This window comes from Mycolicibacterium sp. XJ1819 (assembly GCF_053483675.1).
Genome location: NZ_JBEFST010000021.1, coordinates 1 through 24,779, shown reverse-complemented (window position 1 = coordinate 24,779; position 24,779 = coordinate 1). Strand labels below are relative to the sequence as shown.

Sequence of the window (24,779 nt, the reverse complement as noted above, 5' to 3'; positions counted from 1 at the left end):
CTCTGGTTGCTGCTGATGCTTGGTTATGGATGTTCGACGGTCAGCCCATCGGGCCCGTCTGCTGCCGAGCGTACGGAGATGCGCTCGTGAAGGAATCAGGTGTTTCCCTATGGTTTTGTTTGCTGGCTGCGGGATTTGATCTCATGCGTCACAGGAGTAACGCCCGTCGCGGAGGCGGCACGGGCAGGCCGATCTCGGTGACGCAGTTGGCCACGGCCCGAGCGTGGGGCTGGCGCACCGTCGAGCCGGAGCGTGGCGACGGTGTCTCAAAAACCCGACTTTCCGACAGCCTCTGTCGAACCGGCACGCGGATCACCCGGTGCGCCAGCCTGTTTGCGCGTCGACGTCGTGTCGGCGTCGGGCCTAGTTGGGTGACGGCGGCGGTTGGGGTTCGAAGGGTTGGTACCACCACCAGTCGGCCCGTTCGCCGAGCGGTCCGCGCCAGGGCGCAACCGCGGGCGGAGGTTTGGTGGGTGGGCGGGCCAGCGAACCGGCCCCGAGTATTCGGCCGGAGCTGTCGGACACGGTGAGTCGGTCGGCGGGTCCGGTGATGGTGATCTCGCCGCGATGATGCATCCGATGGTGGTACGGACACACCAACACCAGATTCCCCAGTTCGGTGGGCCCGCCGTCTTCCCAGTGCTGGATGTGATGAGCGTGCAGACCACGAGTCGCGTTACAGCCGGGCACCCGGCAGGTGCGGTCGCGGTACTCCAACGCGCGACGCAAGCGCCTACTGATCACCCGCGTCGAGCGTCCTGCCCCGATGACCTGCCCGCCGCGCTGCAGCCACACCTCACAGTTGGTGTCGCACAACAGGTATTGGCGGTCGGCGTCCGAGAGTGCGGGACCCAGGTGGACCCAGCCGGCGCGCTTTTCGGCGTCCAGATGCACGATCACGGTCGTGTGCTGTCCGTGGGGGCGTCGCGCGACTTCACTGTCCCAGGCAGTTTCCACCATCCGCATGAATGCGTCGGTCAATGTCGGGAACGGCGGCCGAGTCAGGTAGTCGCGCTGCGCTCTGCGGTCGTGACTGTCACCGGCAGCGTCGGGTCCGTGGGTGCTGATGTGCTCGTTGATCAGCGCGTCGCGGTGTGACTGCAGCGCAGCGTCGACCTTGGCCGCCTCGATGTTCGGGACGGTGATCCGGTAGGTGGTGTACTCGTCGCCGGTGGTCTTGGTGATCGAGCGCTGCGGTTCAGGTTTGGGCGGGGTCGGGCGTGGCTCCAGCCTGATCGCGATCCGCAACTGGTTCACCGTGGCCACCGACGCCATTTCGACGTAATGGTCGTCTGAGCCCGTGGCGGCGTGTTTGGCGATCACCCCGACCTGATCCAACGACAGTCGGCCGTCCCGCATCTGCGACGTGCAGCGCGGAAACTCGTCGAACCGCTTCGCGACGGTAGCCACCGATTCGGCGGTGGTGTCACTCATCCCCAGCTTCCAGGACACAAAGTGCTTGACCGACCGCGCGCCCGTCGTCGCCCACAGCCCGTCACGGTCGATCTCGGCGGTGAGCTCCACGATGCGCCCATCGATGGCGTTGCGCTGGCCGGAAAGCTCCTCCAACTCGGCAATGCACGCGTCGAGACGCTCCGTAGGGCTCATCACCCTGGCGTCACCTGGTGTAGCCGTCGACATACCCGCATCATGCCAACGGGGTCTGACAAGTTCGGACCCTTAGCCGCCGGGCCCTGACGGAGGTTCGTCGGAGCTACGGCGCTGGATCCGCAGGGCGGTGGTGAACTGCTCGGTCTCCGGCGCCAACACCGACGTCGCTGAATCCTCTTCGCGCCGAACAATTCTCGGAAGTTGCGACGGTGCCGACGGTGCCGGGGCCGCGGTCCGGGATTCACGGCGACGCATCAGATAGCCCGCCAGCGGACCGGTGAACAGCATCACGACCAGCACGGCCGCACCCAACAGGCAGATCACCACGTCGAACGTGCTGGTGATCTGCTGGGCCAGGTTGTTGCCGTAGATCGTGTCGGGCGGGGCTTCGGCGTAGCGCGGAGCCAGTGCGACGCCGATCGTCACGTTGGCCACCGCGAACACGAACAACAACGCGCTGAACGCGGCGATGACGGCCAGCGCCGGCGATCCCCGGTCGAGTTGGCGGTGCAGCCACCACGCGATGAGGCCGGCGAACAGATTGAACGCCGTCATCGCCACGCTGTCGTACAGGGCGCGGGGCAGATCCAGCGATGCGGCGATCACGAAGTCGACCACGCGGCACAGGGCCGCGGCGAACGCCCAGAACGCGATCAGCGTCAGGCACTTCTGGGCCGCCGACCGAAATGCTCCGAGCGTCGGCGGCTTGATCAGGAAGACGGTGTACAGCGTCGTCGGCCCGACGATCGCCGCGGCGGCCACCCAGAACAGATACCCCTCGTAGCCGACGGCCGCCGTCGACGTGTTCTGCGCGATGCCGTGGAAGGCGTCGACGTCGCGGCCCACCGGCAAGATCCACACCAGCGTCGCGGCCAACCCGGCCGAGGCGCCCAGCGCGGTGGCTGCCATCCGCCCGGCCGCCGACCTCAGGACGAGCCAGCGCGACCCGATGATCAACGCGGTCAGCGCCACCGCGCCGTAGAGCAGCGTCGTGACGATCACGGCGACGTCCTGACCGTCGAACTCGGCGTTCGCGACGAACAGGTAGCGCAGCCGCCAGTACAGGTTCCACCCGACCGCCAGCGTCGCGAGCCCGATCGACACCGCGCCCAGCACCCGGGCGAGTGCATACCAGCGCCGAAAACCGCTGCCCTCGATGGTGATACTGGTCACCGGTGGTTGTGCGGCCAGCAGCGCACCGCCGATACCGAGCAGCAGACCGGGGCCGACACCCGGCGGGGTGATGCCGGTTCCGCCGTCGCGCACAGTCTCGATCAGGTGGTAGCCGACGAAGCCGGCCGCGACGACAAGGTAGGGCAGACACACGAACAGCCGGACGCGGCTGAGCAGGCGGACGTCGAGGCCCGGGTTGGTCAGCCGCAGCGGCCCGATGTGCGCGTCCAGCGCGGCGCTGACCGCGAGCAGCGTCACCACGACCACGACCGCCCACACACTGCGCGGACTGCCCGGGACGGTCAGTCCGAAGTCGAGGTTCCACGGCAGCAGCAGCGCGAGGACCAGCAGGGCGACCGCGATGCCGTCGCGCACGATGTTGGTGCGCACGGGCACGTGGCCGAGGCGTGGTGATCGGCCGCCCGCGGCCACGGCGGTGGTGGGCACCGCGACGGTGGCCGATGCGTCGTAACGCGGATCGCTCACGTGCCGATTCCTCCTCTAGAGACTCAATGGGGTTCAGCGTGCTCACTTTTGCCTCGTCACACAAGCACGGCGGCGGGGTAGCTTGGGCCGTCGGGGCAAGTAGGGGAATGGCGAAGGTGAATCGGTGGACGTAGTCCTCGGAGTGGCGGTGACCGATCGGGTCGCGCGGTTGGCGATGGTCGGCGCATCGGATGCGCAGGTCTACGACCAGTACGCGCTGGATCTGCCAGACGACGTGATGACCGATCTGGCCGAGACGATCGTCGGCACCTACCGCGCGGTGGCCGATTCGGGCAACCAGGTCGCCGCGACGCGGATCTGTGTTCCCGAGGCCGCGCGGGCCGAGGAGCTGCGCCAGATGGTGGTCGACGCGGGCGTGGCGAACGTCGAGGTGGTGTCGGAGGCCGACGCGACTGCGGCGCTGGCCGGTAATGCCGACGCAGACGACGAGTTCGCGACCGCGCGGAGTGCGGCGCAGATCGGATTCCCTGCGGGTGCGGCGACGCAGATGGCGCCGGCGGCCGCAGACGCGACACAAATGGCACCCGCGGCCGCAGACGCGACGCAAATGGCGCAGGCGGCCGACCCCGCCGTGGTGGGACCTCAGCTGGCCTACTCGCAGGAGGAGCCGGGCGAATACGAGCTGCCCTTCGATTCGCTGGAGGAGTTCGTCCCGGAACTGGAGGACGAAGAGGCCTACACCTCGATGATCGCGCCGCCGCCGCCGCGAACCCTGCTGATGGGCAGTGCGCTGGGTTTTGTGGTGGTCAGTTTCGCCACGCTGGCGGCATCGGTGGCGATAGCGGTCCGACCGGTCGCCGATGTGTCGGCGCAGCCCCCACCGCCGGCGCAGGCTCAGGCCGACACGGTGCCGGGCCGATACCTGCCGCAGGTGCCGCATGAGCCGGATCCGGTGGCGTTGCCGGTCGCGGTGGTGTCGCCGGCGCCCGAGGCCCCGCGGGCACCCAGCGTGCGGCCGAACCGGGGGCCGAACAGCGTCGCGCCGCAGGTTCCCGCCCCGCAAGTGCCCGCGCCGCCGCCCGCACCAGCGCCGAACGTGCCGGTCGTTCCGGTGCCGGTCGTTCCGTTCCCGCCGTTCAACCCGTTCCCGACGGTGCCGACCTGGACGACGACGGTGACGACGTCCGTCACGCCGACGACCACCACCACGACGCCGACGACGACCACCACCACGGAGACGACGACAACAACGACCACCACGGCGCCGCCGACGTCGGAGACGACCACGTCCGAGGAGACGACGACGACCGAGGAGACGACGACGTCGGAGGAACAGCCCCCGATCCTGTACTCGCCGGTCACACCGACGCAGCCGCCCGTGACCCAGGTGGAGCCCGCTTACACTCCGCCGGCCGTCGCTCCGGAGGCACCCCCGCCTGCTCTGGAGGCTCCTTCGAGCGGCAGCGACAGCAGCAGTGGTGGGTCGATCGAGGCGCCCGCGACGACGGTGGTGGAGACGCCGTAACGGCAGTGCTCAGCGCTGGTTGGTGAAGACGACCACGTCCTGTCCTGAATCTGGCCGCGTCACAATCGGTGGCCTTCATGATGTTCACCACGGTGAGTGGGCGGGGCGAGCCCGCCGCGGTGTGGTGTGGTTTAGCCCTTTAGCTCGGGCGTTGCGGCTCAATGGGTGGCGCGGAAGGCGTCAGACGCTTGAGCGACGAGTTGGCTGAGGCGAGCGCGGCGTCGGTAGTCTCCGCGGCCGATGGGAAGACACGCATTAGCCAAGACGCGGAGGAGGCCGCGGTTAGCCGTCGTCGGGGGAGCGATCTCGGCGGTGGCGCTGTTTGTTGTCGGCGGGGACGGCCACCCGCAGGTCAGTGACGCAGCGGAGTGCTGCGAGGCCACGGCGGCGGCACCGGCGCCGAGCGCGCCGCCGGTGCAGTTGATGGCGGCCCAGCCACCGCCGCCGCCCCCTGTTCCGCCGGAGCTGCCGCAGGGCGTGGCGAAGGAGACCGGGCTGCAGGTCAGCACGATCCTGGCGGCGCGGGCGGTGAGTGCGACATTCCCCGAGATTCTCGACATCGGCGGGGTTCGCTCAGACCCGTTGAAGTGGCATCCGCACGGCTTGGCGATCGACGTGATGATCCCGAACGCACGCTCGGAAGAGGGGAAAGCGTTGGGGGACAGCGTGCTTGCCTATGTGTTGGAGAACGCGGAACGCTTCGGGCTGGTGCACGCGATCTGGCGGCAGACCATCTACAAGCCCGACGGCTCGCAACGGCTGATGTCGAACCGCGGGTCGGACACCGCCAACCACTACGACCACGTGCACATCGCGACCAAGGGCGGCGGATTCCCTTCGGAGGGGCAGGTTTACCTCCGCTGACCGGCGGCGATGCGCCTCGGCGCTCGGGCCGGAAATTGCTGCAATGACATGCCCCTGCGGTGTCGGAGAATCGAAGGACGATGCCGACACATACAGGGGGTAGGGGTGCTGGTCGACCCGGAGATTCTGCGTGCTTTTGCCGGGCAGGTGGACGTCGCCGCCGACGCGATCGCGCAGGCGGACCTCGGTGGGCGGACGTCATCGGCGGCCGATGCGTTGCCGGGGTCGACGACACAGTGGGCGGTGCGCGCGGTCGGCGAGCACCTGGCGCAGATGGTGACGCAGCTGGCCCAGAACGTGACGACGATGGGCGCAGCGGTCCGCGGCACCGGTGACACGTTCGAGGTCACCGACGATGCGCTGGCGGGCGAGTTCGACGGGGTGTTCTGACGATGTTGCCGTCGCGCCCGACGTTGCAAGGCTGGAATCCCGACGCCCTCGTGGCTGCGGCCGACACGATCGGCGCGTCAGCCGACGAGGTTGTTTCCGCGGTGGGCGGAATCGAGAAGGCGTGTGCGCGCATGCCGGAGATGCGGGCGTGGGAGGGGCGCGCGCATTCGGCTGCGTTGGCGATGTTCCTGCGGGCCAACGATTATGCCGCTGACGTCGGCTCGTATGGGAAGGCGGTCGCGGCGGCGGTGCGCACGGGTGCCGACGCCCTCGGGGCGGCGCGGGCGGCGTTGCTGCGCAAGGCCGATGAGATCGAGGCTGGTCCGCTGCGAGTGACCGACGACTGGGCGGTGCTGGTCGATGCGGTGCGGATGTCAGCCGAGCAGTTCGCGGAGCTGGCGGAGTTGGCGGCGGCGTCGCAAGACGAGATCAACGACCTCTTGGGGGCGGTGGGGGACGCCGACGACAAGATCTCGAAAGCCATTCGGGCAGCGATGGATCAGTTCGGCATGGCGGAAACGGATCCGATTTCGGTGCTGTTCGCTCTGTCGGGTGCGACGCCGCCGGCAGATGAGGTAACCGATCCACGCGATCCGTTGGGAGTGCTGCAGCAGGAGGCGTTGCGCGACCACGAGATGGCGCTGAGCGTGCGCGAGGTCGCCGAATCGGAGAATGAGTACGGTGACGAGGTGACGACGATGACGATGCAGGACGGAAGTCGTCATGTCATCACGAAATACGACCCGTTCGACTGGCCGAGTCGGCAGGATTTCTTCTCGATTACCCAGTACGACAGGAAGGGCGTGGAGATCTCGCGTGCCAGTTCGTGGCGAGATCTCGGAAACGATTGCGACTACACGTCATTCACGTGGGCGGACGGATCGAACTTCACGATGTCCATGGACCCCACGGGCCATAGCACTGCGGGGTTCACTGCGGCCGGCGGACACCATGTTGCGGTGCCGGTCGAGCTGGTCGACAACTTGTCGCTGAGTATCACCTCGCACATGGCAGGGCTGGAAGCACAGGTCGGCAGGGGTGGAACACTGCCCATGCTAACTGCCGAGTCTGTCGAGAAGGTCGGCAGAGCAGCGAAATTCGGTGGCCCGGCGTTGACCTTTGCAACGACCGTGTTCGACATGCTGATGGCCGAGACCGCTCATGACGCGTGCGTGGCGGCGGTCGGAGGTGCCGGCAGCGGCCTCGGAAGTTGGGGCCTAGCCAAGGGCGGGGCGGCGCTGGCTGCGGCGACGGGTGTTGCGCCCGTAGCGGTTCCGCTCTTCGCTATCGTAGGTGCGTTCGCAGGCGTCATTGCCGGAGACGAGCTGGGGGAGATGCTCGGGGAGATCGCTTGTCCATAGTGGGACTGCCGCAGCCGGTGGGATGGGCCGCAAGCGGCCGCCGCCTGGCATGGCTCACCGCGGGAGCCCTTCTGTTTACTGGACTGCCGTTCATGTACGCCGTTCGGTGGGCGGCAGCAGGACACTATCTGGCAGCCGTAGGGTCAGGCAGCCTTGCCGCGTGCTGCGCGCTGGCGTTCGCCGGGGTGCACCATGTGGCGTGGGGACGGACGAGCTTGCGGGGCTGCGTAACGGGAAACTGATACTCGAGAGCCGGCTAGCGGTCGAAAACCGTCCGTCAACAGTCCGCCAACTGCGCGTCCGGCCTATCAGCGGAACCGCATCCCGCATATTTATCGTCCAGCGGATCTACCCTTCAAGATCATGGGGCCTGCACGATGACGATCACTCCCGAGGAAACACCCCGGCTCGCGAACGCCGCCGAACGCAGGGTCTATCAGTGCCTGCTTGAGCAGCTCGAACCCAATGACGCGGTGATCCCGGGTCAGCGTGTCACCGATCACCTCAAGGACCACGAGGTCGACTTCGTCGTCGCCATCGAGGGCGCGGGCATCGTCTGCCTGGAGGTCAAAGGCGGCGACGTCTGGCACGACGGCGAGAGCTGGTGGCAGCGTCGCCGCGGTCATGAACACAAGATCAACCCGGTGCGCCAGGCCCGCGAGGCCTGCTACGCGCTTCGCGAGTTCGTCGAGAAGGACGACCGCTGGACGCAGGGCCGGCTGCGCTGGGACCACGTCGTCGTGTTTCCCAACGCCGAGATCGCTACCGACTTCGCCCTGCCGGAGTGCCCGCGCTGGAAGGTCATCGACCGCGACGACCTCCCGACGTTGGTCGACAGACTCAAGTACGTGCTCGTCCGACAGGAACTCGACCGACCGCTGCTCACCCACCAGGGTATTGATCAGCTCACAATCACCTTGAGCGGCAGGGGATTACCGCAGCGCAGCATCGTCGCACGGGCGTTGGCCAACGAGGACTCCGCGGACGCGCTGACCGAACACCAGGCCGTCATCCTCGACGCCATCCAGTTACTCAACCGCGTCGAGATCCGCGGAGGAGCGGGCAGCGGCAAGACGTTCCTGGCGATGGAGCAGGCTCGCCGCCTCTCGGCGAAAGGTCAGCGCTTCGCGCTGGTCTGCTACTCGCACGGCCTGGCCTCCTATCTGGAACGCATCTGCGCCACCTGGCCGCGGCGCCACCAACCCGCCTACGTGGGCGAGTTTCACGACCTGGGCAAGTTGTGGGGTGCTCCCGAAGGCCCGGACGAGTCGGTGCGCACCGACGCGACCGTGCAGTTCTGGGAGCACGACCTGCCGCTGCAAATGACCGAATTGGCAGCACAACTCGCGACCGGACACCGGTTCGACTCGATCGTCGTCGACGAGGCCCAGGACTTCGCAGACTCGTGGTGGGATCCGCTGCTGACCGCGCTCAAGGACGAGGAGACCGGCGGCATCTACCTCTTCACCGACGAAGGTCAGCGCGTCTTCGACCGCCATGGCGCGCCGCCAGTTCCGCTGGTATCGCTCCTGCTCGATCACAACCTGCGCAACACGCGACAGATCGCCAACGCATTTCAGCCGCTCGTCGATCATCCGATGCGATTCCTGGGCGGGGAAGGGCCGGCGGTCAAGTTCGTCGCCTGTGCGCGAGAGGATGCCCTGGTGGCCGGCGACGACGAGGTCGAGCGTCTCCTCGAGGAAGGCTGGCGCCCTGAGGATGTCGCGCTGTTGACGACCGGTAGCCGACATCCTGAGCAGGTCGAACGCCAGAAGGGCGGACATAAGGCCTATTGGGATAGCTTCTGGGACACCGAGCAGGTCTTCTACGGACACGTGCTGGGCTTCAAGGGACTTGAACGCCGCGCGGTCGTGCTGGTCGTCAACGAGGAGGCCGCCTTCGAACGCTCTCGCGAACGTCTATACGTCGGATTGTCCCGTGCCCGCGACCAACTCGTCGTGTGCGGCGACCCTGAATTCTTACGCCCAGTGGGCGGTCCGGACCTTGCGCACCGGCTCAACCTGCCGACGGCGTCGGCGCGCGAGCTGCCAGACAGTACCTACACGGAGGGTGCATAGGTTGACTACCAACACTTTCTGGCGACTGGATCCAGCGGATTACGGCGGCCCCGACGCCATCCTGGACAGTGCCGTGCTTGATCTGTCGGAAGGCCGCATATTGCGGGATCTGGCGCCACACCACGGTATCGTCGTGGCGTCGTGGGACTCTGTCGACCTAGTAGGCCGCGTTCACGCGCTGGGCGTGGTCACACACGTGGACAAAGCGCGGCGGACAGCGACCGTTGATTGGCGAAGGGTGAGATTCGCACTCACGCCGAGCGCGCAAGGCCGCCAACAGTGGATCAATCGGCCATGTTTCAGGTTCGAAGACACGGTGGCCGAACGCTACAAGCTCGCGATGCGCTTCGCAGACAAGATCTCCGACGGCACAGACACAGTCGATGATCTTGAGCCCATATGGCCAACTCCCCACAGGAACCCGCGCCATGAGCTCACATCCTCACCTCCGTTGGCGCCGCAACGACAGGTGACAACTCCGACGCACCGCCAGACTCGGTGTAACCGGGTGACACCGAGAGGTGAGATTATTGCGGTACCGACACGCGGCATTTTCATGGGCAACCGTTCATACGGTTCCACGTGGCTGGTGTGCGAACTCAACTTTCCGCGCGAGCTGAAGCAGCCGAGGAAGTACGAGAAGCTGTTCTTTTTCGATGAGGCGGTCGCGCTCGCGGCTGGGCACAGGCCCTGCTTCACATGCCGTCGTAACCGCTACCGCGACTACTTCAGCGCAGTGCGATCGGCATACCCGACCAGGATCAAGAACGCGAACGATCTCGACGACCTGTTGGCTAGCTTCCGTAGCCAGGCCACCCGTCCGAGAGCGCGCATCGACTCGCTACCTGATGGCACATTCGTCGCTGCGGACGATGAGATGCTTCTGCTGTGGCAAGGCTGGTCGCATCGGTGGAAACCGACCGGATACAGCGACCCTGTCGCACTCACGGCCTTTGGTGCCGATGAAGCGACCGTGCTCACGCCGGCGCCATCGGTGGCCGCGTTGCGCCACGGATATCCGGTAGTGGTGCACCCTTCAGTCGCTAATCTGGGCGAGCCTGGCGGGATTTGACATCAATCCCGTTCGGCCCATCGGTTCCGATTGATCCGAGCAGGTTTTATCTGGTCGGATAGATATTGCTCAGTCTTGTTGCGCACCTTACTCGAATCGACCTTCAGCCAGGCGCTTGAGTGCCTGACCGTCCGTCAGTTCGTCGCGATGATCCGGATTCTGCCAATAGAATCGGACCAGCTCCCGCAGACGTCGCTCCTCTGAGGTGAAGGACGCCGCTGGCATTGTCAGCACGTCCTCGTCGGACATCACCACGACTATTGCGCTCGATGATGGTGCCGACCGATTCGGGGAGGCATCAGTGACGTCTACGACCCGCGCCCAGTCACCGCCCTCAGGTCGCCATCCATGCACGAACGTGAACCCAGGGGGGTCAAACGCAGGTAATGCAAGCAGCCGCGGCGGAACGTTCTCCATACCATTGGCACCCCCATGACTGCGATCGCCGCGCTGCTGAACGGAAGGGATAAGCGCATCTGCTTTGGCATTGGAATGTCCAGTACCCCAGTGTGTCCGAATATCACGTACAAAACGCTGGCTACCGTTGCACCAAATAGCGCGATCTGGATAGGTATGTCAACGTATCGATCCGGCCGAATAGTTGTCCCCTCGTTGTCGAAGTCACCGCGTGGGGTCAGCTTTCCTGGAACGGCCTTGGCAAAGGGGACGATAATACCCAGGCCGAACATTGCGACCCCTAGCGATACAACGGCTGTCAGGTACTCACCCCGTCCAATGTTGATGACTGCCCAAACCGCCGCTAAAAGCCCGATGGGTCCGAAGAACAGTGTGCCGATGATCGCGATGGGCAGCAGCTTCATTTGGGACACACGATATTGCCGATGATTCCGCCGACATATCCGAAAGTCCATGTACCGAGGACGCTTCCGGTTGCAGCGGCAGCCGGTGCCAATTGCGGAACGCCAAGTGCCGAAAGCGTTGCGGCCCCTGCTGCGCCACCACCGTAGCCGCCGACAACGCTCGCGCCACCGGAAATGGCAGCGACACAGCCGTCGTAGAACGTCTTCGCCGTCACAGTCTCGTAAAGTGCTGTCGCCACACCTAGCGCCGGCCCACCGAATTTGGCCGCCTTTCCAAGGTTTTCAACCGACTGTGGTGAAAGCATCGGGATTCCACGTTTGGCTTGTTCTCCCAGTCCTGTGAGCGCACCGCCGACAAGGGTGAGCGTCGGGTGAGTGAAGAATTCGTCCGGTAGGACACCATGGCGACCGTCGGGCGCCGTCACACCCCCGGTGGTCTTTCCGTCTGGAGTTTGCGTCATCGTGACTTCGGTGCCATCGGAGAATCTGATGGATGTGTACTTCGTGCCGTCGTAGTTGGTCTTGTCCTGCGAGAACGTGTTGGAAACCTCGTTGCCGTGCTTGTCGTAGTAGGTGTCCTCGACGCACGGGGCGAAATCGTTCCACTCATATATTTCGTGTCTGCTGCCGTCCATCATCATCAGCGTCGTCCGCCCCTGGCCGTCTTCTGTGACCCACTCGCGGCTCTCCCGAACCGTCTGCGCCATGTCGTTATCTCGGACGACACCCTGCTGGATGAGCCCATTGAGCGTCATCGGATCCGGCACATCGTCAGCGGGTCTGGCAGCCCCAGATACGGGATCCAGACCCGGAAAGTCACTCGGCCTGGGCAGAGCGAAGCCGAAATCTTGAGCCTCAGCCTGCACCGACTCTGCGGTTGCGTTATCCGCGTCGCCGACGGCGATCAGTAGGCGGTTGATCTCCTTCTGTTCGGCCTCCGCCTGCGCTAGCAGGCTGGCCGCCTCTTCGGCTGAAACCCGGGCAGGCTTGATGAGCACGACCCACGTGTCCGTGACGTGCAGCGCGCCGGCATCTACTTTCTCCGCGTGACCCAGCAAGGCTGCGCGGGCGTCTTCGATCGATCCGCTGCCCTTTTTCAGCGCTGTCGCAACCGCTTCCGTGTAGTGAGCGAACTCAGAGGTCGTATGGGTCGCGCGGCCAAACATCGCCGTTGCCGCGTCATGCGCCTGACCCGACCATGTGTGCGCCACGGACGTCCGGTCGATTCCATCGTCAAGAGCTCGCACCGTGCTGTAAACGGATCGGCCTGCACTCTGTAACGCCGACGCGGCGGGCGTCATCGAATCGGGATTCCACGCTTGTAAGCGGGGGCGTGAGGGCAGCACCGGATCAGAACAGACCGTCGAAGGTTCCCGCGAGGGCGCCGTCCACAACTTCGTATCGGTCTCCCGCACCACGAACGGCGGCCCCCATGTCATCGACATTCGTGGCGATCGCATTCGCTTGCTGCCTCAAATGCTCGCCGACGAGGCGCATTGCCCACTGTGTGGTGGACGCGACAAGACCATCTGCGGATGTCGTTGCCTTGGCGCCCACATCGGTGCCTTGGATGCCCTCGGACGCTGCACTGACCTGTCCTGCGAATGCACGGAGCACTTCCGGATCGACAAGCATCGAGTCTCCCTTGATTGTTGCTAGCTCGCAAGTCTCGTCCCAGGCGAATCAACCCTAACGCTCCTGCGACACCCAGCGGCGCAGAAATTTTTCTGCCTGCAACCCGCACGCCGTGGCCGCGCCGGCCATGGTTGGGACCAGCGACTTCAGCTGGCAGAATCACTACCAACCGTGCCGCCCAATCCGAGGTCCCGATGTGATCAATCGTCCTGTCGTCGTTGACTTTCACTTCGACATCATGTGCCCGTTCGCCTACCAGACGTCGCGATGGATCCGCGAGGTGCGTGATCACACCGGCCTCGAGGTGAACTGGCGCTTCTTCAGCCTCGAGGAGATCAACCGTCAGGACGGCAAGAAGCACCCGTGGGAACGGGAGTGGTCCTACGGCTGGTCGATGATGCGCATCGGGGCGCTGCTGCGCCGCCAGTCCATGGCGGATGTCGACGCTTGGTATGAACGCGCGGCCCGCGCCCTGCACGTCGAAGGGCTCAAACCCCACGAAAAGGACGTCGCCCGAACCCTTCTGACGGAACTCGGTTTTGATCCGGGCCTGGTGGACGAGGCCATCGCCGACCCGGCGACCAACGACGAGGTGATGGCCGACCACCAGCGCGTCGTCGACGCCGGCGGCTACGGGGTGCCTACCTTGTTCTTCCCGGACGGGCAGTGCCTGTTCGGGCCGGTGCTCATCGATCCACCGGCCGCCGAGGCGGCGGTGCGACTGTGGGACGCCGTCGTCGCGTGGACGGAGTTCCCACATCTCTACGAGCTGCAGCGCCCCAAGACACCCGCCGACCAACAGGCGATCACCGACACCTTCCGCCCATACCTGCAGGCCCGCGACTGGGTGTCGATCAACCGGGGCGAAGTCATCCCCTTCGACCCTCCCCAGGGCTGACGGCGACTCGGTTCCGCCGGGCGTACCTCGTGACCCGTGCGATGATGGCCCGCATATTCGCAGAGCAAAGGAGCTTCCGATGGGGTTCGAGCGCATCGACGACCTGCTGAGCGGCGTGACGGCTGACGGAGCGCTGCACGGCATCGCCGCCACCGTTGTCGGTCGCGACGGTGTCTTGTACCAGGGCTCAGCCGGAGATGCCAAGCCCGACACCATGTTCCGCAACGCATCGATGACCAAGGCCGTCGCCACCACCGCGGCGCTGCAGCTCGTCGAACAGGGCCGCGTCCAGCTCGACGCACCCGTCCCCTCGATCGTGCCCGAGTTCGGCGAGCTCCAAGTGCTCGACCGCTTCGAGGGCGGTGAGCCCGTGCTGCGCGCACCGAAGACCCAGGCGACCGTTCGGCAGCTGATGAACCACACCGCCGGCTGCGGCTACCACTTCCTCAACGAGAAGCTCTTCACCTACTGCACCGAACGGGGCTTTCCCAACCCGCTGGAGGGCATCAAGCGAAGTCTCAGCGCGCCGCTGGTCCACGACCCCGGCACCGTCTGGGAGTACGGCCTGAGCACCGACTGGCTCGGCATGGTCGTCGAGGCGGTGAGCGGTCAGACTCTGGCCGACTACCTCGCCGAGCACGTCTACGCGCCGCTCGGCATGACGGACTCGACGTTCGCCCCGAGCGACGAGCAGCGTGCGCGGCTGCTGCCCATCCGCTTCCGGGCGCCCGACGGCAACCTCGTGGAGACCGCCCGTGACCTGCCGGCCGTCTCCGAGTGGGACGCCGCCGGCCACGGGTCCTACGGGACGATCGCCGACTACGGGCGGTTCGTGCGCGCCTGGCTCAACGGCGGCGAGCTCGACGGCACGCGCATCCTCAAGGAGGAGACGGTCGAGCTCGCGTTGCGCGACCACCTCGACGGGGCAGTGCTGCCCAAGACGATGGAGCCGACCATCCCCGAGCTGGCCAACCCCGTCGAGCTGCTCGACGTTCCGCAGGGCTGGGGCCTCGGCTTCCACCTGTACCTGGTCGACCTGCCCGGCATGCGCAGCGCCGGCTCGGCCGACTGGTCGGGACTGTTCAACAGCTTCTTCTGGATCGACCGCAATGCGGGAGTCGGCGCGGTGATCGCCACACAGCTGCTGCCGTTCTTCGACGCCAACATGGTGCAGACGATCCTGGCGTTCGAGGCCGCGGTCTACGAAGCTGTGGCGGCATAGGCCACTGTTCGCTTGGTACTGGATTCAGTACTGAATCTGGTACCGTCGAAGCATGCCTGCATTGAACGTCAGCTTCAGTGACGACGAGATGGAGCAGCTGCGCAAGGCAGCCGCGGAAGGTGACCTGTCGTTGCGCGCGTTCGTACACCGCGCCGCCCTCGACGCCGCGAGCGATCACAAGCGCCGCGTGCGTGAAGGTGCGCGGATCATCGCAGAGCGCAGCGCAGAGCTCAATCGTCGCCTGGCGTGACCGAATACCTGGATCGCGACGACATTCTCGTCGCTGGCGCCGCAGCCGTCGGTCTGGAGCTGAGGGTGGCCGACTATGGCCTGCTCGATGCGGCGGTGGCGCGTCCCCAGGCCACCGCCTTCGGGGTCGACGCCTATCCCGACCTGTCCACCATGGCGGCGGCGATGCTGCAATCCCTGGCGCGCAATCATGCGTTGATCGACGGCAACAAGCGCACCGCCTGGGCCGCCGCATGGACGTTCCTGTACCTCAATGGCATCGAGTTGGACCCCGACTTCGATGTCGACGAGGCCGAGAACTTCATGAATGCCGTTGCCACCCAGGGAGATCTGGAGCTGGCAGAACTCGCGGAGAAGCTGCAGGCATTGGCGTCCGGATGACTGACTGACGGCACAGTCATACAAACGGGAGGTGCTGGAACAAGCGGCGCGATGGCGCGAAGACTTCGGGACCCACGCGTCGTAGGGGCCGCCTCAGTCCCGACGCAATGCCGCCCGCGCCAAAGCGGACGCCGCGGGACTGATCCAGTGGCGTTGCGCCCAAACCCTGGGCCGGTCGGAGACATTGACGAGCGCGAGGTACGCCGGCAGCCAGTACAGAACGCCCTCCCGGACCACGTCACCGTCCGCATGCCGCCAATCGAGTTCGGTCAGCGCAGCGGCGATCTCGTCCAAGGGCAAGGCGCCGTCTGCGCTGCTGCCCACATACGCAAGCAATAGCAAGCTCGCCTGGCCTTCGAACGTGCTCTCATCGGCAGGCGTCAACCGGCGAGCCAAGTGATCCCACAGCATCGCTGGGTCACGCTGAGCGGCGGCACCGGCCTTTGTCAACAGCAGCACGCCCTTTTTCTTGCGCAGCAGCCCCAGCGACTGAAGCGTCTGGCGGAAATGCAGCAGCGGAGGGCAATGCACCTCGCGATCACTACCGCCTGGCCAATCACCCATCGCTGGAAGGAGTTCCGTCGCCACCGCCACATCGGTCGGCTTCAGGTAGCCGGCCGATGTCAACGGAATTCCACCGTCGGTGGCCCGATCGAGAAACCACTGATACGCGCGCAACGCTGCCGTCGCCTCAGCATCGTCCAACGTCGTCGGCTCCGAGACCAGCCGTGCCGCCCGCGTCGCCAAGCCCGCGCCGGCCGGTGTGGGTTCCAGCCGATACACCAGATCGGCAAGGCGGGCGTCGACACCAGCCTCGCGTATAAGGAAGAACGGGGTCCGCAGCGCCGCGTTGACGTTGTCGGCGTCGAACAGGGCGGGATCGTCGAGAACCTGGGCAAGCTGCTCGGCGTCGGTCAACCCGCCGCAGTCCTCCGGCGGTGCCGCACGTTCGCCGTCCACCAGGACCGCGGTGGGGGCATCGTCGAGTGCCGGCGTCACCTGCTCGAGCTGTAGCGTCAGCTCCCACATGTCGCCGTAGTCGTAGAGGTAATGCAGTTGATCGCCGGCGTCCTGCAACGTCTCGTCCAGCCGCACCTGTGAGGCACGCGGGCCGCCGTCGTCGTCGAATTCTGGGTCGTCGGCGTCGTAGGGGCACAGAAACACCTGGCTGCCCGGATCGAACGGACCACCGCCCACCGAGAATCGGTGCAGGTGATAGTCGTCCCAACTGAAAGCCGCCTGCAGGACTCGATGCAGCACGTCCAACGTCAGATCGGAACGCAGATCGAGCCGACGCCAGATGGGCGGCCGGGCGTGGTCGAGGTCGACGCGGACTCGGTAGACCGCGAGCTCGTCCCGCGGTGGTCGACGCAATTCCGGTCGTGGGGAGGTGCCTGCACCGAACACAGGGTCACGGTAGCCGGAAGACGCCAAAATCGTCGGCCGTCCGCACTACCCACCTGCGTACTCTGACCGCGATGAGTGAGCAGGACCGCGTTTGTTGGGAGGAGCGCTACCGAAGTCGTGTGGCGCCGTCCGTTGAAGCCGTGAGCATCCCCGCCGTGTTCGCCCCGTTCGAGGAAGAGTTCCCGACCGAGGGACGGGCACTTGACCTGGCCTGCGGGCTGGGGATGGCCAGCGTCTGGCTTGCCCGCCGCGGCATGGAGGTATGGGGAGTCGACATCTCACCGACGGCCATCGCCGCGGCGCAAGATCTGGCTGCGCGCAGTGAGGTCGGCCATCGTTGCCGGTTCGACATCGTCGATCTCGACCTCGGCCTGCCTTCGGGACCGCCCGTCGATATGGTGATCTGCCACCGATTCCGGGACCGCCGACTGGACCAGCCGATCATCGAGCGGCTGACCCCCGGCGGGCTGCTGGCGATCTCGGCGCAGAGCGTCGTCGGCGCCGGTCCGGGGAGATTCCGGGTGGCGCCAGGGGAGTTGACGACCGCCTTCGCTCAGCTGCAGACCATCGCGGCGGGTGAGGGTGACGGCGAAGCGTGGCTGGTCGTGAGGAAAGGATCGACGGGATGAGCGTCGATTTGTCCGATCGCATACCCCCCTGGTCAACCACCGCGAAATCTGCCCAAGGGTCGTGAGCCCGCCCGAATCACAGGCCTGATGCAGATTTCGGCGAGGAGCTCCCGAAAGGGCACCAGCGCGCAACGATGAATCAGAACAGCGCCATCTGTCGGGAGTCGCCGCTGAACTTCTGCGGCACTGGCCGCTGACGCACCCGTACCGGCCACCAAAACCACCGGCCGAGCAACGCGGCGATGGACGGGGTCATGAACGCCCGCACGATCAACGTGTCGAAGATCAACCCCAACGCGATCGTGGTGCCGATCTGCCCCAGCACACGCAACTCGCTGAAAACGAACGACGCCATGGTGAACGCGAACACCAGACCCGCCGCCGTGACCACCGATCCGCTACCGGCCATCGCCCGGATGATCCCGGTGTTGATGCCGGCATGGATCTCCTCCTTGAACCGGGAGACCAGCAGCAGGTTGTAATCCGACCCCACGGCCAACAACAGGATGACGGCCAACGGGAATATCACCCAATACAACTCGATGCCGAGGATGTGTTCCCAGACCAACACCGACAGCCCGAACGACGCCCCCAACGACAACGTCACGGTGCCCACGATCACCAGCGCCGCCACCAGACTTCGCGTGATGAACATCATGATCAGCAGGATCAGGCTGAGCGCGGCGATCGCCGCGATCATCAGGTCGTAGCGCGCCATGTCCGCGATGTCCTTGTACGTCGACGCCGTCCCGCCGATGTAGATGCTCGAGCCCGCCAACGGCGTCCCCTTCACCGCCTCCTTCGCGGAGTGCCTGATCGCCTCGATATGCGAAATACCTTCCGGCGTCGCCGGATCCACGTCATGCGTGACGATCATGCGCGCGGCTTTACCATCCGGCGAGAGGAACAACTTCAGCCCTCGTTGGAACTCCGGGTTGTCGAGGGCCTCCGGCGGCAGGTAGAACGAGTCGTCGGTGTCCGACGCGTCGTATGCGGCACCCAACTCGGTCGCGTTCTCCAGCGCCGCGGCGGTCTGATCGTAAAGACCCGACGTGGTGGCGTGATTGGTCATCGTCAGGTCGCGGTTGGTTTCCTGCGAGGCGATCTGCGGCGGGATCAGCGCCAGCAGTTTGGGCTGCAACTCATCGAGTTTGGCGATGCTGCCGGAGACGTTGGCCAGCTGGTCGGTCAACTCGTTGATGCCGTCGAGCGCGTCGAACAGCGACCGCAGCGCCCAGCAGATCGGGATGTCGTAACAGTGTGGCTCCCAATAGAAGTAATTCCGTAGCGGCCGGAAGAAGTCGTCGAAGTTGGCGATCTTGTCGCGCAGATCCTGCGCCGTGGCCACCGTCTGCGCGAACGCCTCACTTTGTTCGTGTGTGATCGCGCTGGACTGCTCCTGCAACGCGTACTGCTGGCGCAGGATGTTGATCGAGTCGTTGATGACGCCCACCTGTCTGAGCATGTCGGCGGCGCGGTCCTTCTGAAACGGGAGGCTGTTGATCTGCGCGGCGCTCTGCGCACTGATCTGAAACGGGATCGACGTGTGGTCCAGCGGTGTGCCGAGCGGCCGGGTGATCGACTGCACCTGAGCGACGCCGTCGGTATGAAAGACGGCCTTGGCCACGCGTTCCAACAGGATCATGTCGGTGGGGTTGCGCAGATCGTGGTCGGCTTCGATCATCACCAGTTCGGGATTGAGCCGTGCTTTGGAGAAGTGACGCTCGGCGGCGGCGTATCCGACGTTGGACGGGGCATCACCGGGCATGTACCGGCTGACGTCATAGCTGACCTTGTAACCCGCCAACGAGGCGATACCCACCAGCGCCAGCACCATCGTCGCCACCAGAATCGGCGCGGGCCACCGCACGATCGCCGTGCCGATCCGTCGCCAACCTCGTTTGGCGGTTTGGCGTTTGGGCTCCAGCAGACCGAACCGGCCTGCGACCACCAGCACCGCGGGCACCAACGTCAACGACGCTGCCAGCGCGACGAGCATCCCGATCGCGGCCGGAATTCCCAGGCTCTGGAAGTATGGCAGGCGGGTGAAGGACAGGCAGAAGACCGCGCCGGCGATGGTCAGCCCGGAGCCGAGTATCACGTGCGAGGTTCCGCGGTACATGTCGTAGAAGGCGGCCTCCCGGTCCATGCCTTCGTTGCGCCGCTCGTGATATCGGCCGAGCAGGAAGATCACGTAGTCGGTACCGGCAGCGATGACCAGCAGCGTGAGGATGTTCGTCGAATACGTCGACAGGCCGATGACTCCGCTATTCGCCAGGAACGAGACGATACCGCGCGCCGCTGACATCTCGACGAGCACCGTGATGAGCGCGACGATCATGGTCACCGACGAGCGGTAGACGATCAGCAGCATGATCGCGATGACCCCGATGGTCAGTATCGTGACCATCGCGGTGCTTTCGTTGCCCACCTGGAACTGATCGGCGATCTGTGCCGCAGATCCGGCGACGTAGGCATGGATACCCGGCGGCGCAGGCGTTTTGGCGATGATGTCGCGCAGCGCGTCGACCGACTCCAGCGACAACGCCTCGCCCTGGTTGCCGGCGAGGAACACCTGAACGTAGGCGGCCTTCCCGTCGGGGCTCTGTGATCCCGCCGCGGTGAGCGGGTCGCCCCAGAAGTCCTGCACGTGCTGGACGTGTCTGGTGTCCTCGTTGAATCGTTTGACCAACTCGTCGTAGTAGCGATGCGCCTCAGCGCCCAGGGGTTGGTCTCCCTCGAGCACCACCATCGCCGCACTGTCGGAGTCGAACTCCTCGAACACCTCGCCGATGCGCTCAAACGCCTGCAGCGACGGCGAATCCGGGGAGCTCAACGCGACGTTGTGCTCCTCGCCGACGACCTCGAGTTGCGGCACCAGCGCATTGGTCAGGGCGGCGATGGCCACCCAGAACAACACGATCGGAACGCAGAGCCGACGGATCCACTTGGCGACGGTGTCCGTCGTCGTCGGATGCTCGGCGAGATGCTGGCTCATCCGGACTTGTCCAGGCAGAAGGTGAAGGCATTCAATGCGTCGACCGTTCTCTCGTCCTTGACAACATCGTCGATAGTGATCCGACAGCCGATCGATGCGCTGTCGCCCTGCGCGGAGACGTTGACGAAGACCGCCGGTTGTGTGGTGGTCGCGTCGTACGCCCACGGCAGCGTCGCGTCGTCGACCCGCTGCGGTTGGGCGTTCACGTCCAGATAGGTGATGGTCGCGCTGGCCCCGGGCGCCCCGAAGACCTCCAGGACCACGTGCTTGGGGTTGAACGGCACGATTTCGTTGGCGGCACCGCTGGGGGTCGAGGTCACGTCATGGCTGCCGAAGATGCCGTTCAGCCGGTATACCGCGAATCCGGCCACCGCAATAACGAAGACCGCCACCAGCAGCATCCATCGTCGCATCAATCGGTTTCCGATCGAAAACCGCTGCATCCGTGACCCTTTCGACCCTGCGATGACGCGTTGACGGACGGTTGGCAGCCTGCGGCGCATATCAACCAAGTTGACAGTACGGTACGGGACCGGACCATACAACCCGTGCGAGGCGCGAGATGATTCCCGGGCCTCAGGAGTTGTGACGGCTGAGGCTGGGGATGAGTACGGTGTCGACGAGATGTCGCACCGTGCGCGGCGATGCCGCCCGGCCGGTGAGGACGGACCGGTAGATGAGGTAGCCGGGCAACATGTCCCAGAGGTCGTCGGTGATCGCGGATGCGTCGATCTCGCCGCGGTCCACGGCGCGTGCGAGGACACGGGCCATGAGGGCTTTGCGCTGGTCGAGGAACTGCTCCTGCAGCATGGCGGCCAGCTTGTCGCTTCGCGAGACTTCCATGAGGACGGCCCGAATGGTGCTCGCATGCGCACTGACGTGGGCGCGGATCTGCTCGCCGAGGCGGAGCAGATCGCCGCGAAGCGTTCCGGTGTCGGGGTCGACGGCGGCTTGCCGGGTGCCCTCGACGAATGCGGCCAGCACAAGTTCCGCCTTGGTCGGCCATCGTCGGTACAGGGTGGCCTTGCTGGCGCGGGCGGTGGTCGCCACCTCGTCGAGGCTCAGCCGGTCGTAGCCGTGCTCCTGCAGCAGTTGCAGCGTCACCCCGAGCAACTCGGCTTCGCGCGGCGACCACGGAGAGTCCGTGCCGCCATCGGCATTGCGGATCACAGGACCTCCATGGGCTGCCGACGTCGTGCGAGCGAGTAGCGTCTTTAGCGTATGTCGACGGCCGCCCAAGTTGAGCTTATGTGCGAACTATTGCGCACCGGACGCCGAAGCGACGACGAGTTCACCTGGGCCCGTCGAGCGGCACGACTCCGTTACGCCACGCGCTGAGCACGTCCTCGACACGCAGATACACCTGCGCGCGAGCAGAATCGCGGTCGTGACCGGACATGAGCAGATCGTCGTAGTCGGTGTCGACATGGCGCACCGACGCCGCGACGGCGAGGTACACCGCCTCGGGGTCCAACGAGCGCCCCGCCGCGCTTCGCCCCACCCTGCCGCTGCCGCGTGCCGCGGCGTGCCACGCGATCGCCTCGGCGCGCTCGGCCGGACACCCCGGAAATTGTCGGCGGATAGCCTCGGCGAACTCGCCACGAAACTGCACATCCTCTTCGACGCGTTCCCTGCGGCGGGCACGCTTCTCCGCGTCGGACAGGCACTCCTGCGCGGCCTGCTCGATGGCCGCCGGCTCCACCAGAACCCCTTGCCGCTCATAGCGTTTACGTCGCCTACTCCACCGCACCACCACCGCCGACAAACGGCTGGCCTTGCGTGCGCGTCGCGTCAACGCCGCGTCACCGGACGGCAGAAACTCGAGATGATCGAGATCCGCGCACTCCAAGCACAACGTGCCCTTCTTGTCCTTGACGAGTAGATCGCCGGGTTCATCGCACGCGTCGCAGACAAACGCGTCGTGCGGTGAGATCATTACGATGTCTTGCGGACGGTGGCGCGGACGCTCGAAGACGGGGTCAGGCCCGTAGGCCGGCCCCCAATGGGTGCGGAAGGCGCGTTCGGTGTCGGGGTCGCCGTCCTCGGTCAATTGCTTATCTCTGCATTCGATCTCGGACGGCTTCAATTCACGGTCTCGGGCCCACTGCTGCAACGCCGCCAGGGCCGCGGTGATCTTGTCGGCCTCGACCGTCACGCGCCGGCTGAGCACAGGAAAACGGCCGCGCTCCCAGTGATCGACGTTGATCTGCGCCAGCCAGCCCAGGCCGACGAGGATATCGACGGGTCCGACGAATCCCTGGTCGGCCATGGCTGCCTCGGCAATCCGCGCGACGCGGGTGTGAAGGTTCGCCATAGCAAGGCCGACGCTACGTCAGCGGTCCGACAGGTCTCCGCTTTCCTCGCCAGGATCAGCCCGTGCCGACTTCCGGCCGCGACGTCTGCTGCCGCTTCGCGTAGACCTCGGCGAGGAACTGCTCGACCGCGACCGCCGCGTGTGCGGCGCGCGCCGAGCCGAACATGTCGAAAGCGTGCTGGGCGAACGGCAATTCGGCGTACACCACGGGCTGGGTGCTGACGTCGCGCAGCTTGGCGACGAATCCCCGGGCCTGCTCGACGGGCACCAGCGAGTCGTTGGTGCCGTGCAACACGAAGAACGGCGGGGCGTCGGGGGCCACGTGGGTCACCGGCGACGCGTCGACATAGGTGTCGAAGTTCGTCGACTGCGGTTGTTTGACGACCATCTGCTCGAGCAGCTCCGGCATCGACGGGTGCATCGCGTCCTCGAACCGGGTGAAGTCATAGACGCCGTAGAACGGCACCGCGGCCTGAACGCGGGTGTCGACCTCTTCGAAGCCGGGCTGATACCGCGGGTCGTTGGGCGTCAGCGCGGCCAGCGACGACAGATGCCCGCCCGCCGAGCCGCCGGTGACCGCGACGAAGTCGGGGTCGCCGCCGTAGTCGGCGATGTGGGTCTTGACCCAGGCCAGCGCGCGCTTGACGTCGATGATGTGGTCGGGCCAGGTATTGCGCGGGCTGTGCCGGTAGTTGATCGCCACGCAGATCCAGCCGAGCTCGGCGAGGTGACTCATCAACGGATGTGCTTGTCCACGTTTGTTTCCGGTGACCCACGCGCCACCGGGGATCTGGAACAGCACCGGCGCTTTCCCGTTCGGCTCGAGGTCGGGCCGACGCCAGATGTCGAGGTGGTTGGCGCTGCCGTACTCGCCGTAGCTGATGTCGCCGTCGTGGGCGTAGTCGCGGTAGATGCGCAGCATCCGCAAGGCGCCCGGGGCCTTGGCGGTGCCGCTGCCTGCGGGACGACGCCACAGGCCCCTCGAGTCGGTGCGCCGATCGGCACCCAGGCCGCGGTCCAACGCCTCGGTCAGGGGAATCGCGGCCCGATGGCCGGCGCGGCTGAAGTTCAGCAGACCGATCGCCGAGACGGCGGCCACCAGCCAGGCGATCGCGCGCACCGGGCGGGTCAGGCGACGAGTGGTCAACGCCAGCCCACCGAGTTGGCTCACCAGGGTCTGCAACGGGAACTCGCTGACCACCAGACCGAACCCGAACGAAACGATCGACGGGTAGCCCTTACGCGCCAGCGGCCGGTAGCCGTTGAGCGTGGAAGCCGCGGTGACGGCCGTGACGAATAACGCTGCGGCCTGCCGGGCGAGGTGGAGGACTCGATGCTTGCGCATTCGGCCACTCTACGAGGCGACACCGGTGGGGCCGGGGCGCGGCCATCGTGCCTTACGCTGATCATCGTAGGGATGCTTGAGGATCACGAAGCGCGGATTTCTGCGCTGGAGGCAGCCCAGGGGGATTACCGCGCCGTCTTGGCGGCAGTCAATGCGCTGGGTATGAACCAGCGCGAACACACGACACGTCTGACCGCCGTCGAGACCGGACTGGCCGATTTCCGTCTGGAAACCCGAGCCCGATTCGGCTCGGTGGATGAGCATCTCGCTGAGATCAAGGACTTGATCGTCGGCCGTAACGGCTGACCGAACGAGTACCGGTCGGCTACGGACGCACCGGCGTTTCGAAAGGCCGCAGC

General features: G+C 65.8%; 24 protein-coding genes. 12 read left to right on the top strand and 12 right to left on the bottom strand.

All coding sequences use genetic code 11. From position 1 onward, the window contains the following. Nucleotides 1-363: 363 nt before the first annotated feature. A complete protein-coding gene (locus ABQE89_RS21440) occupies nucleotides 364-1,641 on the bottom strand; it encodes an HNH endonuclease signature motif containing protein (RefSeq protein WP_448420358.1) in 1,278 nt (425 codons plus the stop codon). A 39-nt stretch (nucleotides 1,642-1,680) separates the two neighbouring features. Beyond that, nucleotides 1,681-3,270 (bottom strand): DUF7937 domain-containing protein, encoded by a 1,590-nt coding sequence (locus tag ABQE89_RS21435; RefSeq protein WP_448420356.1) that lies wholly within the window; start codon nucleotides 3,268-3,270, stop codon nucleotides 1,681-1,683. A 124-nt stretch (nucleotides 3,271-3,394) separates the two neighbouring features. On the opposite strand from ABQE89_RS21435, the gene ABQE89_RS21430 reads away from it, so the two are divergent. The 6 genes from ABQE89_RS21430 to ABQE89_RS21405 all read left to right on the top strand — a co-directional run bounded on the left by ABQE89_RS21430 (nucleotide 3,395) and on the right by ABQE89_RS21405 (nucleotide 10,521). Then, nucleotides 3,395-4,756, top strand: coding sequence for a DUF7159 family protein (locus ABQE89_RS21430; RefSeq protein WP_448420354.1), 1,362 nt, complete (start codon nucleotides 3,395-3,397; stop codon nucleotides 4,754-4,756). Nucleotides 4,757-4,996: 240 nt separating this feature from the next. Then, on the top strand, nucleotides 4,997-5,620 hold the full coding sequence (locus ABQE89_RS21425; RefSeq protein ID WP_448420352.1) for a VldE C-terminal domain-containing protein: 624 nt from the start codon (nucleotides 4,997-4,999) through the stop codon (nucleotides 5,618-5,620). A gap of 105 nt (nucleotides 5,621-5,725) precedes the next feature. After that, on the top strand, nucleotides 5,726-6,010 hold the full coding sequence (locus ABQE89_RS21420; protein ID WP_448420350.1) for a type VII secretion target: 285 nt from the start codon (nucleotides 5,726-5,728) through the stop codon (nucleotides 6,008-6,010). A 2-nt stretch (nucleotides 6,011-6,012) separates the two neighbouring features. After that, the gene (locus ABQE89_RS21415) at nucleotides 6,013-7,371 is read left to right on the top strand and encodes a hypothetical protein (RefSeq protein ID WP_448420348.1); all 1,359 of its coding nucleotides are present in this window, start codon (nucleotides 6,013-6,015) and stop codon (nucleotides 7,369-7,371) included. Nucleotides 7,372-7,748: 377 nt separating this feature from the next. Continuing rightward, nucleotides 7,749-9,449 (top strand): NERD domain-containing protein, encoded by a 1,701-nt coding sequence (locus tag ABQE89_RS21410; RefSeq protein WP_448420346.1) that lies wholly within the window; start codon nucleotides 7,749-7,751, stop codon nucleotides 9,447-9,449. Between the two features lies 1 nt (nucleotide 9,450). After that, nucleotides 9,451-10,521 carry a hypothetical protein gene (locus ABQE89_RS21405; RefSeq protein WP_448420344.1) on the top strand — a complete coding sequence of 357 codons (1,071 nt, stop codon included), beginning with the start codon at nucleotides 9,451-9,453 and terminating at the stop codon, nucleotides 10,519-10,521. A gap of 87 nt (nucleotides 10,522-10,608) precedes the next feature. Here the strand turns inward: ABQE89_RS21405 and ABQE89_RS21400 are convergent, their stop codons facing one another. Genes ABQE89_RS21400 through ABQE89_RS21385 form a run of 4 tightly spaced genes read right to left on the bottom strand, consistent with a single transcriptional unit; the run spans nucleotide 10,609 to nucleotide 12,977 of the window. Further along, a complete protein-coding gene (locus ABQE89_RS21400; protein ID WP_448420342.1) occupies nucleotides 10,609-10,770 on the bottom strand; it encodes a hypothetical protein in 162 nt (53 codons plus the stop codon). A 59-nt stretch (nucleotides 10,771-10,829) separates the two neighbouring features. Further along, nucleotides 10,830-11,342: a hypothetical protein gene (locus ABQE89_RS21395; RefSeq protein ID WP_448420340.1), complete on the bottom strand. Its 513-nt coding sequence runs from the start codon at nucleotides 11,340-11,342 to the stop codon at nucleotides 10,830-10,832. After that, nucleotides 11,339-12,643 carry a hypothetical protein gene (locus ABQE89_RS21390; protein ID WP_448420338.1) on the bottom strand — a complete coding sequence of 435 codons (1,305 nt, stop codon included), beginning with the start codon at nucleotides 12,641-12,643 and terminating at the stop codon, nucleotides 11,339-11,341. The genes ABQE89_RS21395 and ABQE89_RS21390 overlap by 4 nt, the downstream gene beginning before the upstream one ends. Nucleotides 12,644-12,692: 49 nt before the next feature. Then, nucleotides 12,693-12,977: a type VII secretion target gene (locus ABQE89_RS21385; protein ID WP_448420336.1), complete on the bottom strand. Its 285-nt coding sequence runs from the start codon at nucleotides 12,975-12,977 to the stop codon at nucleotides 12,693-12,695. Nucleotides 12,978-13,173: 196 nt separating this feature from the next. On the opposite strand from ABQE89_RS21385, the gene ABQE89_RS21380 reads away from it, so the two are divergent. The 4 genes from ABQE89_RS21380 (at nucleotide 13,174) to ABQE89_RS21365 (ending at nucleotide 15,727) form a co-directional block, all read left to right on the top strand. Further along, nucleotides 13,174-13,875, top strand: a complete 702-nt coding sequence (locus ABQE89_RS21380; RefSeq protein ID WP_448420334.1) for a mycothiol-dependent nitroreductase Rv2466c family protein — start codon at nucleotides 13,174-13,176, stop codon at nucleotides 13,873-13,875. 79 nt (nucleotides 13,876-13,954) lie between these two features. Further along, nucleotides 13,955-15,097 (top strand): serine hydrolase domain-containing protein, encoded by a 1,143-nt coding sequence (locus ABQE89_RS21375; protein ID WP_448420332.1) that lies wholly within the window; start codon nucleotides 13,955-13,957, stop codon nucleotides 15,095-15,097. A 52-nt stretch (nucleotides 15,098-15,149) separates the two neighbouring features. Continuing rightward, complete coding sequence (locus ABQE89_RS21370; protein WP_448420330.1) at nucleotides 15,150-15,347, top strand: antitoxin Phd; 198 nt, start codon at nucleotides 15,150-15,152, stop codon at nucleotides 15,345-15,347. Further along, nucleotides 15,344-15,727 (top strand): type II toxin-antitoxin system death-on-curing family toxin, encoded by a 384-nt coding sequence (locus ABQE89_RS21365; protein ID WP_448420328.1) that lies wholly within the window; start codon nucleotides 15,344-15,346, stop codon nucleotides 15,725-15,727. Before ABQE89_RS21370 ends, ABQE89_RS21365 begins: the two co-directional genes overlap by 4 nt. Before the next feature lie 93 nt (nucleotides 15,728-15,820). Here the strand turns inward: ABQE89_RS21365 and ABQE89_RS21360 are convergent, their stop codons facing one another. Further along, a complete protein-coding gene (locus tag ABQE89_RS21360; RefSeq protein WP_448420326.1) occupies nucleotides 15,821-17,134 on the bottom strand; it encodes a plasmid pRiA4b ORF-3 family protein in 1,314 nt (437 codons plus the stop codon). Between the two features lie 71 nt (nucleotides 17,135-17,205). Between ABQE89_RS21360 and ABQE89_RS21355 the strand changes: the two genes are divergently transcribed. Next, entirely contained in the window at nucleotides 17,206-17,763 is a 558-nt protein-coding gene (locus tag ABQE89_RS21355) for a class I SAM-dependent methyltransferase (protein ID WP_448420324.1), read from the top strand. Nucleotides 17,764-17,902: 139 nt separating this feature from the next. Here ABQE89_RS21355 and ABQE89_RS21350 read toward each other — a convergent pair whose 3' ends face one another. The 5 genes from ABQE89_RS21350 to ABQE89_RS21330 all read right to left on the bottom strand — a co-directional run bounded on the left by ABQE89_RS21350 (nucleotide 17,903) and on the right by ABQE89_RS21330 (nucleotide 24,420). Beyond that, a complete protein-coding gene (locus ABQE89_RS21350) occupies nucleotides 17,903-20,761 on the bottom strand; it encodes an MMPL/RND family transporter (protein WP_448420322.1) in 2,859 nt (952 codons plus the stop codon). Then, on the bottom strand, nucleotides 20,758-21,204 hold the full coding sequence (locus ABQE89_RS21345) for an MmpS family transport accessory protein (RefSeq protein ID WP_448420320.1): 447 nt from the start codon (nucleotides 21,202-21,204) through the stop codon (nucleotides 20,758-20,760). Before ABQE89_RS21345 ends, ABQE89_RS21350 begins: the two co-directional genes overlap by 4 nt. 133 nt (nucleotides 21,205-21,337) lie before the next feature. Then, nucleotides 21,338-21,931: a TetR/AcrR family transcriptional regulator gene (locus tag ABQE89_RS21340; RefSeq protein WP_448420319.1), complete on the bottom strand. Its 594-nt coding sequence runs from the start codon at nucleotides 21,929-21,931 to the stop codon at nucleotides 21,338-21,340. 121 nt (nucleotides 21,932-22,052) lie between these two features. After that, nucleotides 22,053-23,075 carry a DUF2293 domain-containing protein gene (locus tag ABQE89_RS21335; protein ID WP_448420317.1) on the bottom strand — a complete coding sequence of 341 codons (1,023 nt, stop codon included), beginning with the start codon at nucleotides 23,073-23,075 and terminating at the stop codon, nucleotides 22,053-22,055. 55 nt (nucleotides 23,076-23,130) lie between these two features. After that, entirely contained in the window at nucleotides 23,131-24,420 is a 1,290-nt protein-coding gene (locus ABQE89_RS21330) for an alpha/beta hydrolase fold domain-containing protein (protein ID WP_448420315.1), read from the bottom strand. 72 nt (nucleotides 24,421-24,492) lie between these two features. On the opposite strand from ABQE89_RS21330, the gene ABQE89_RS21325 reads away from it, so the two are divergent. Then, on the top strand, nucleotides 24,493-24,726 hold the full coding sequence (locus ABQE89_RS21325) for a hypothetical protein (protein WP_448420313.1): 234 nt from the start codon (nucleotides 24,493-24,495) through the stop codon (nucleotides 24,724-24,726). Nucleotides 24,727-24,779 lie beyond the last annotated feature (53 nt).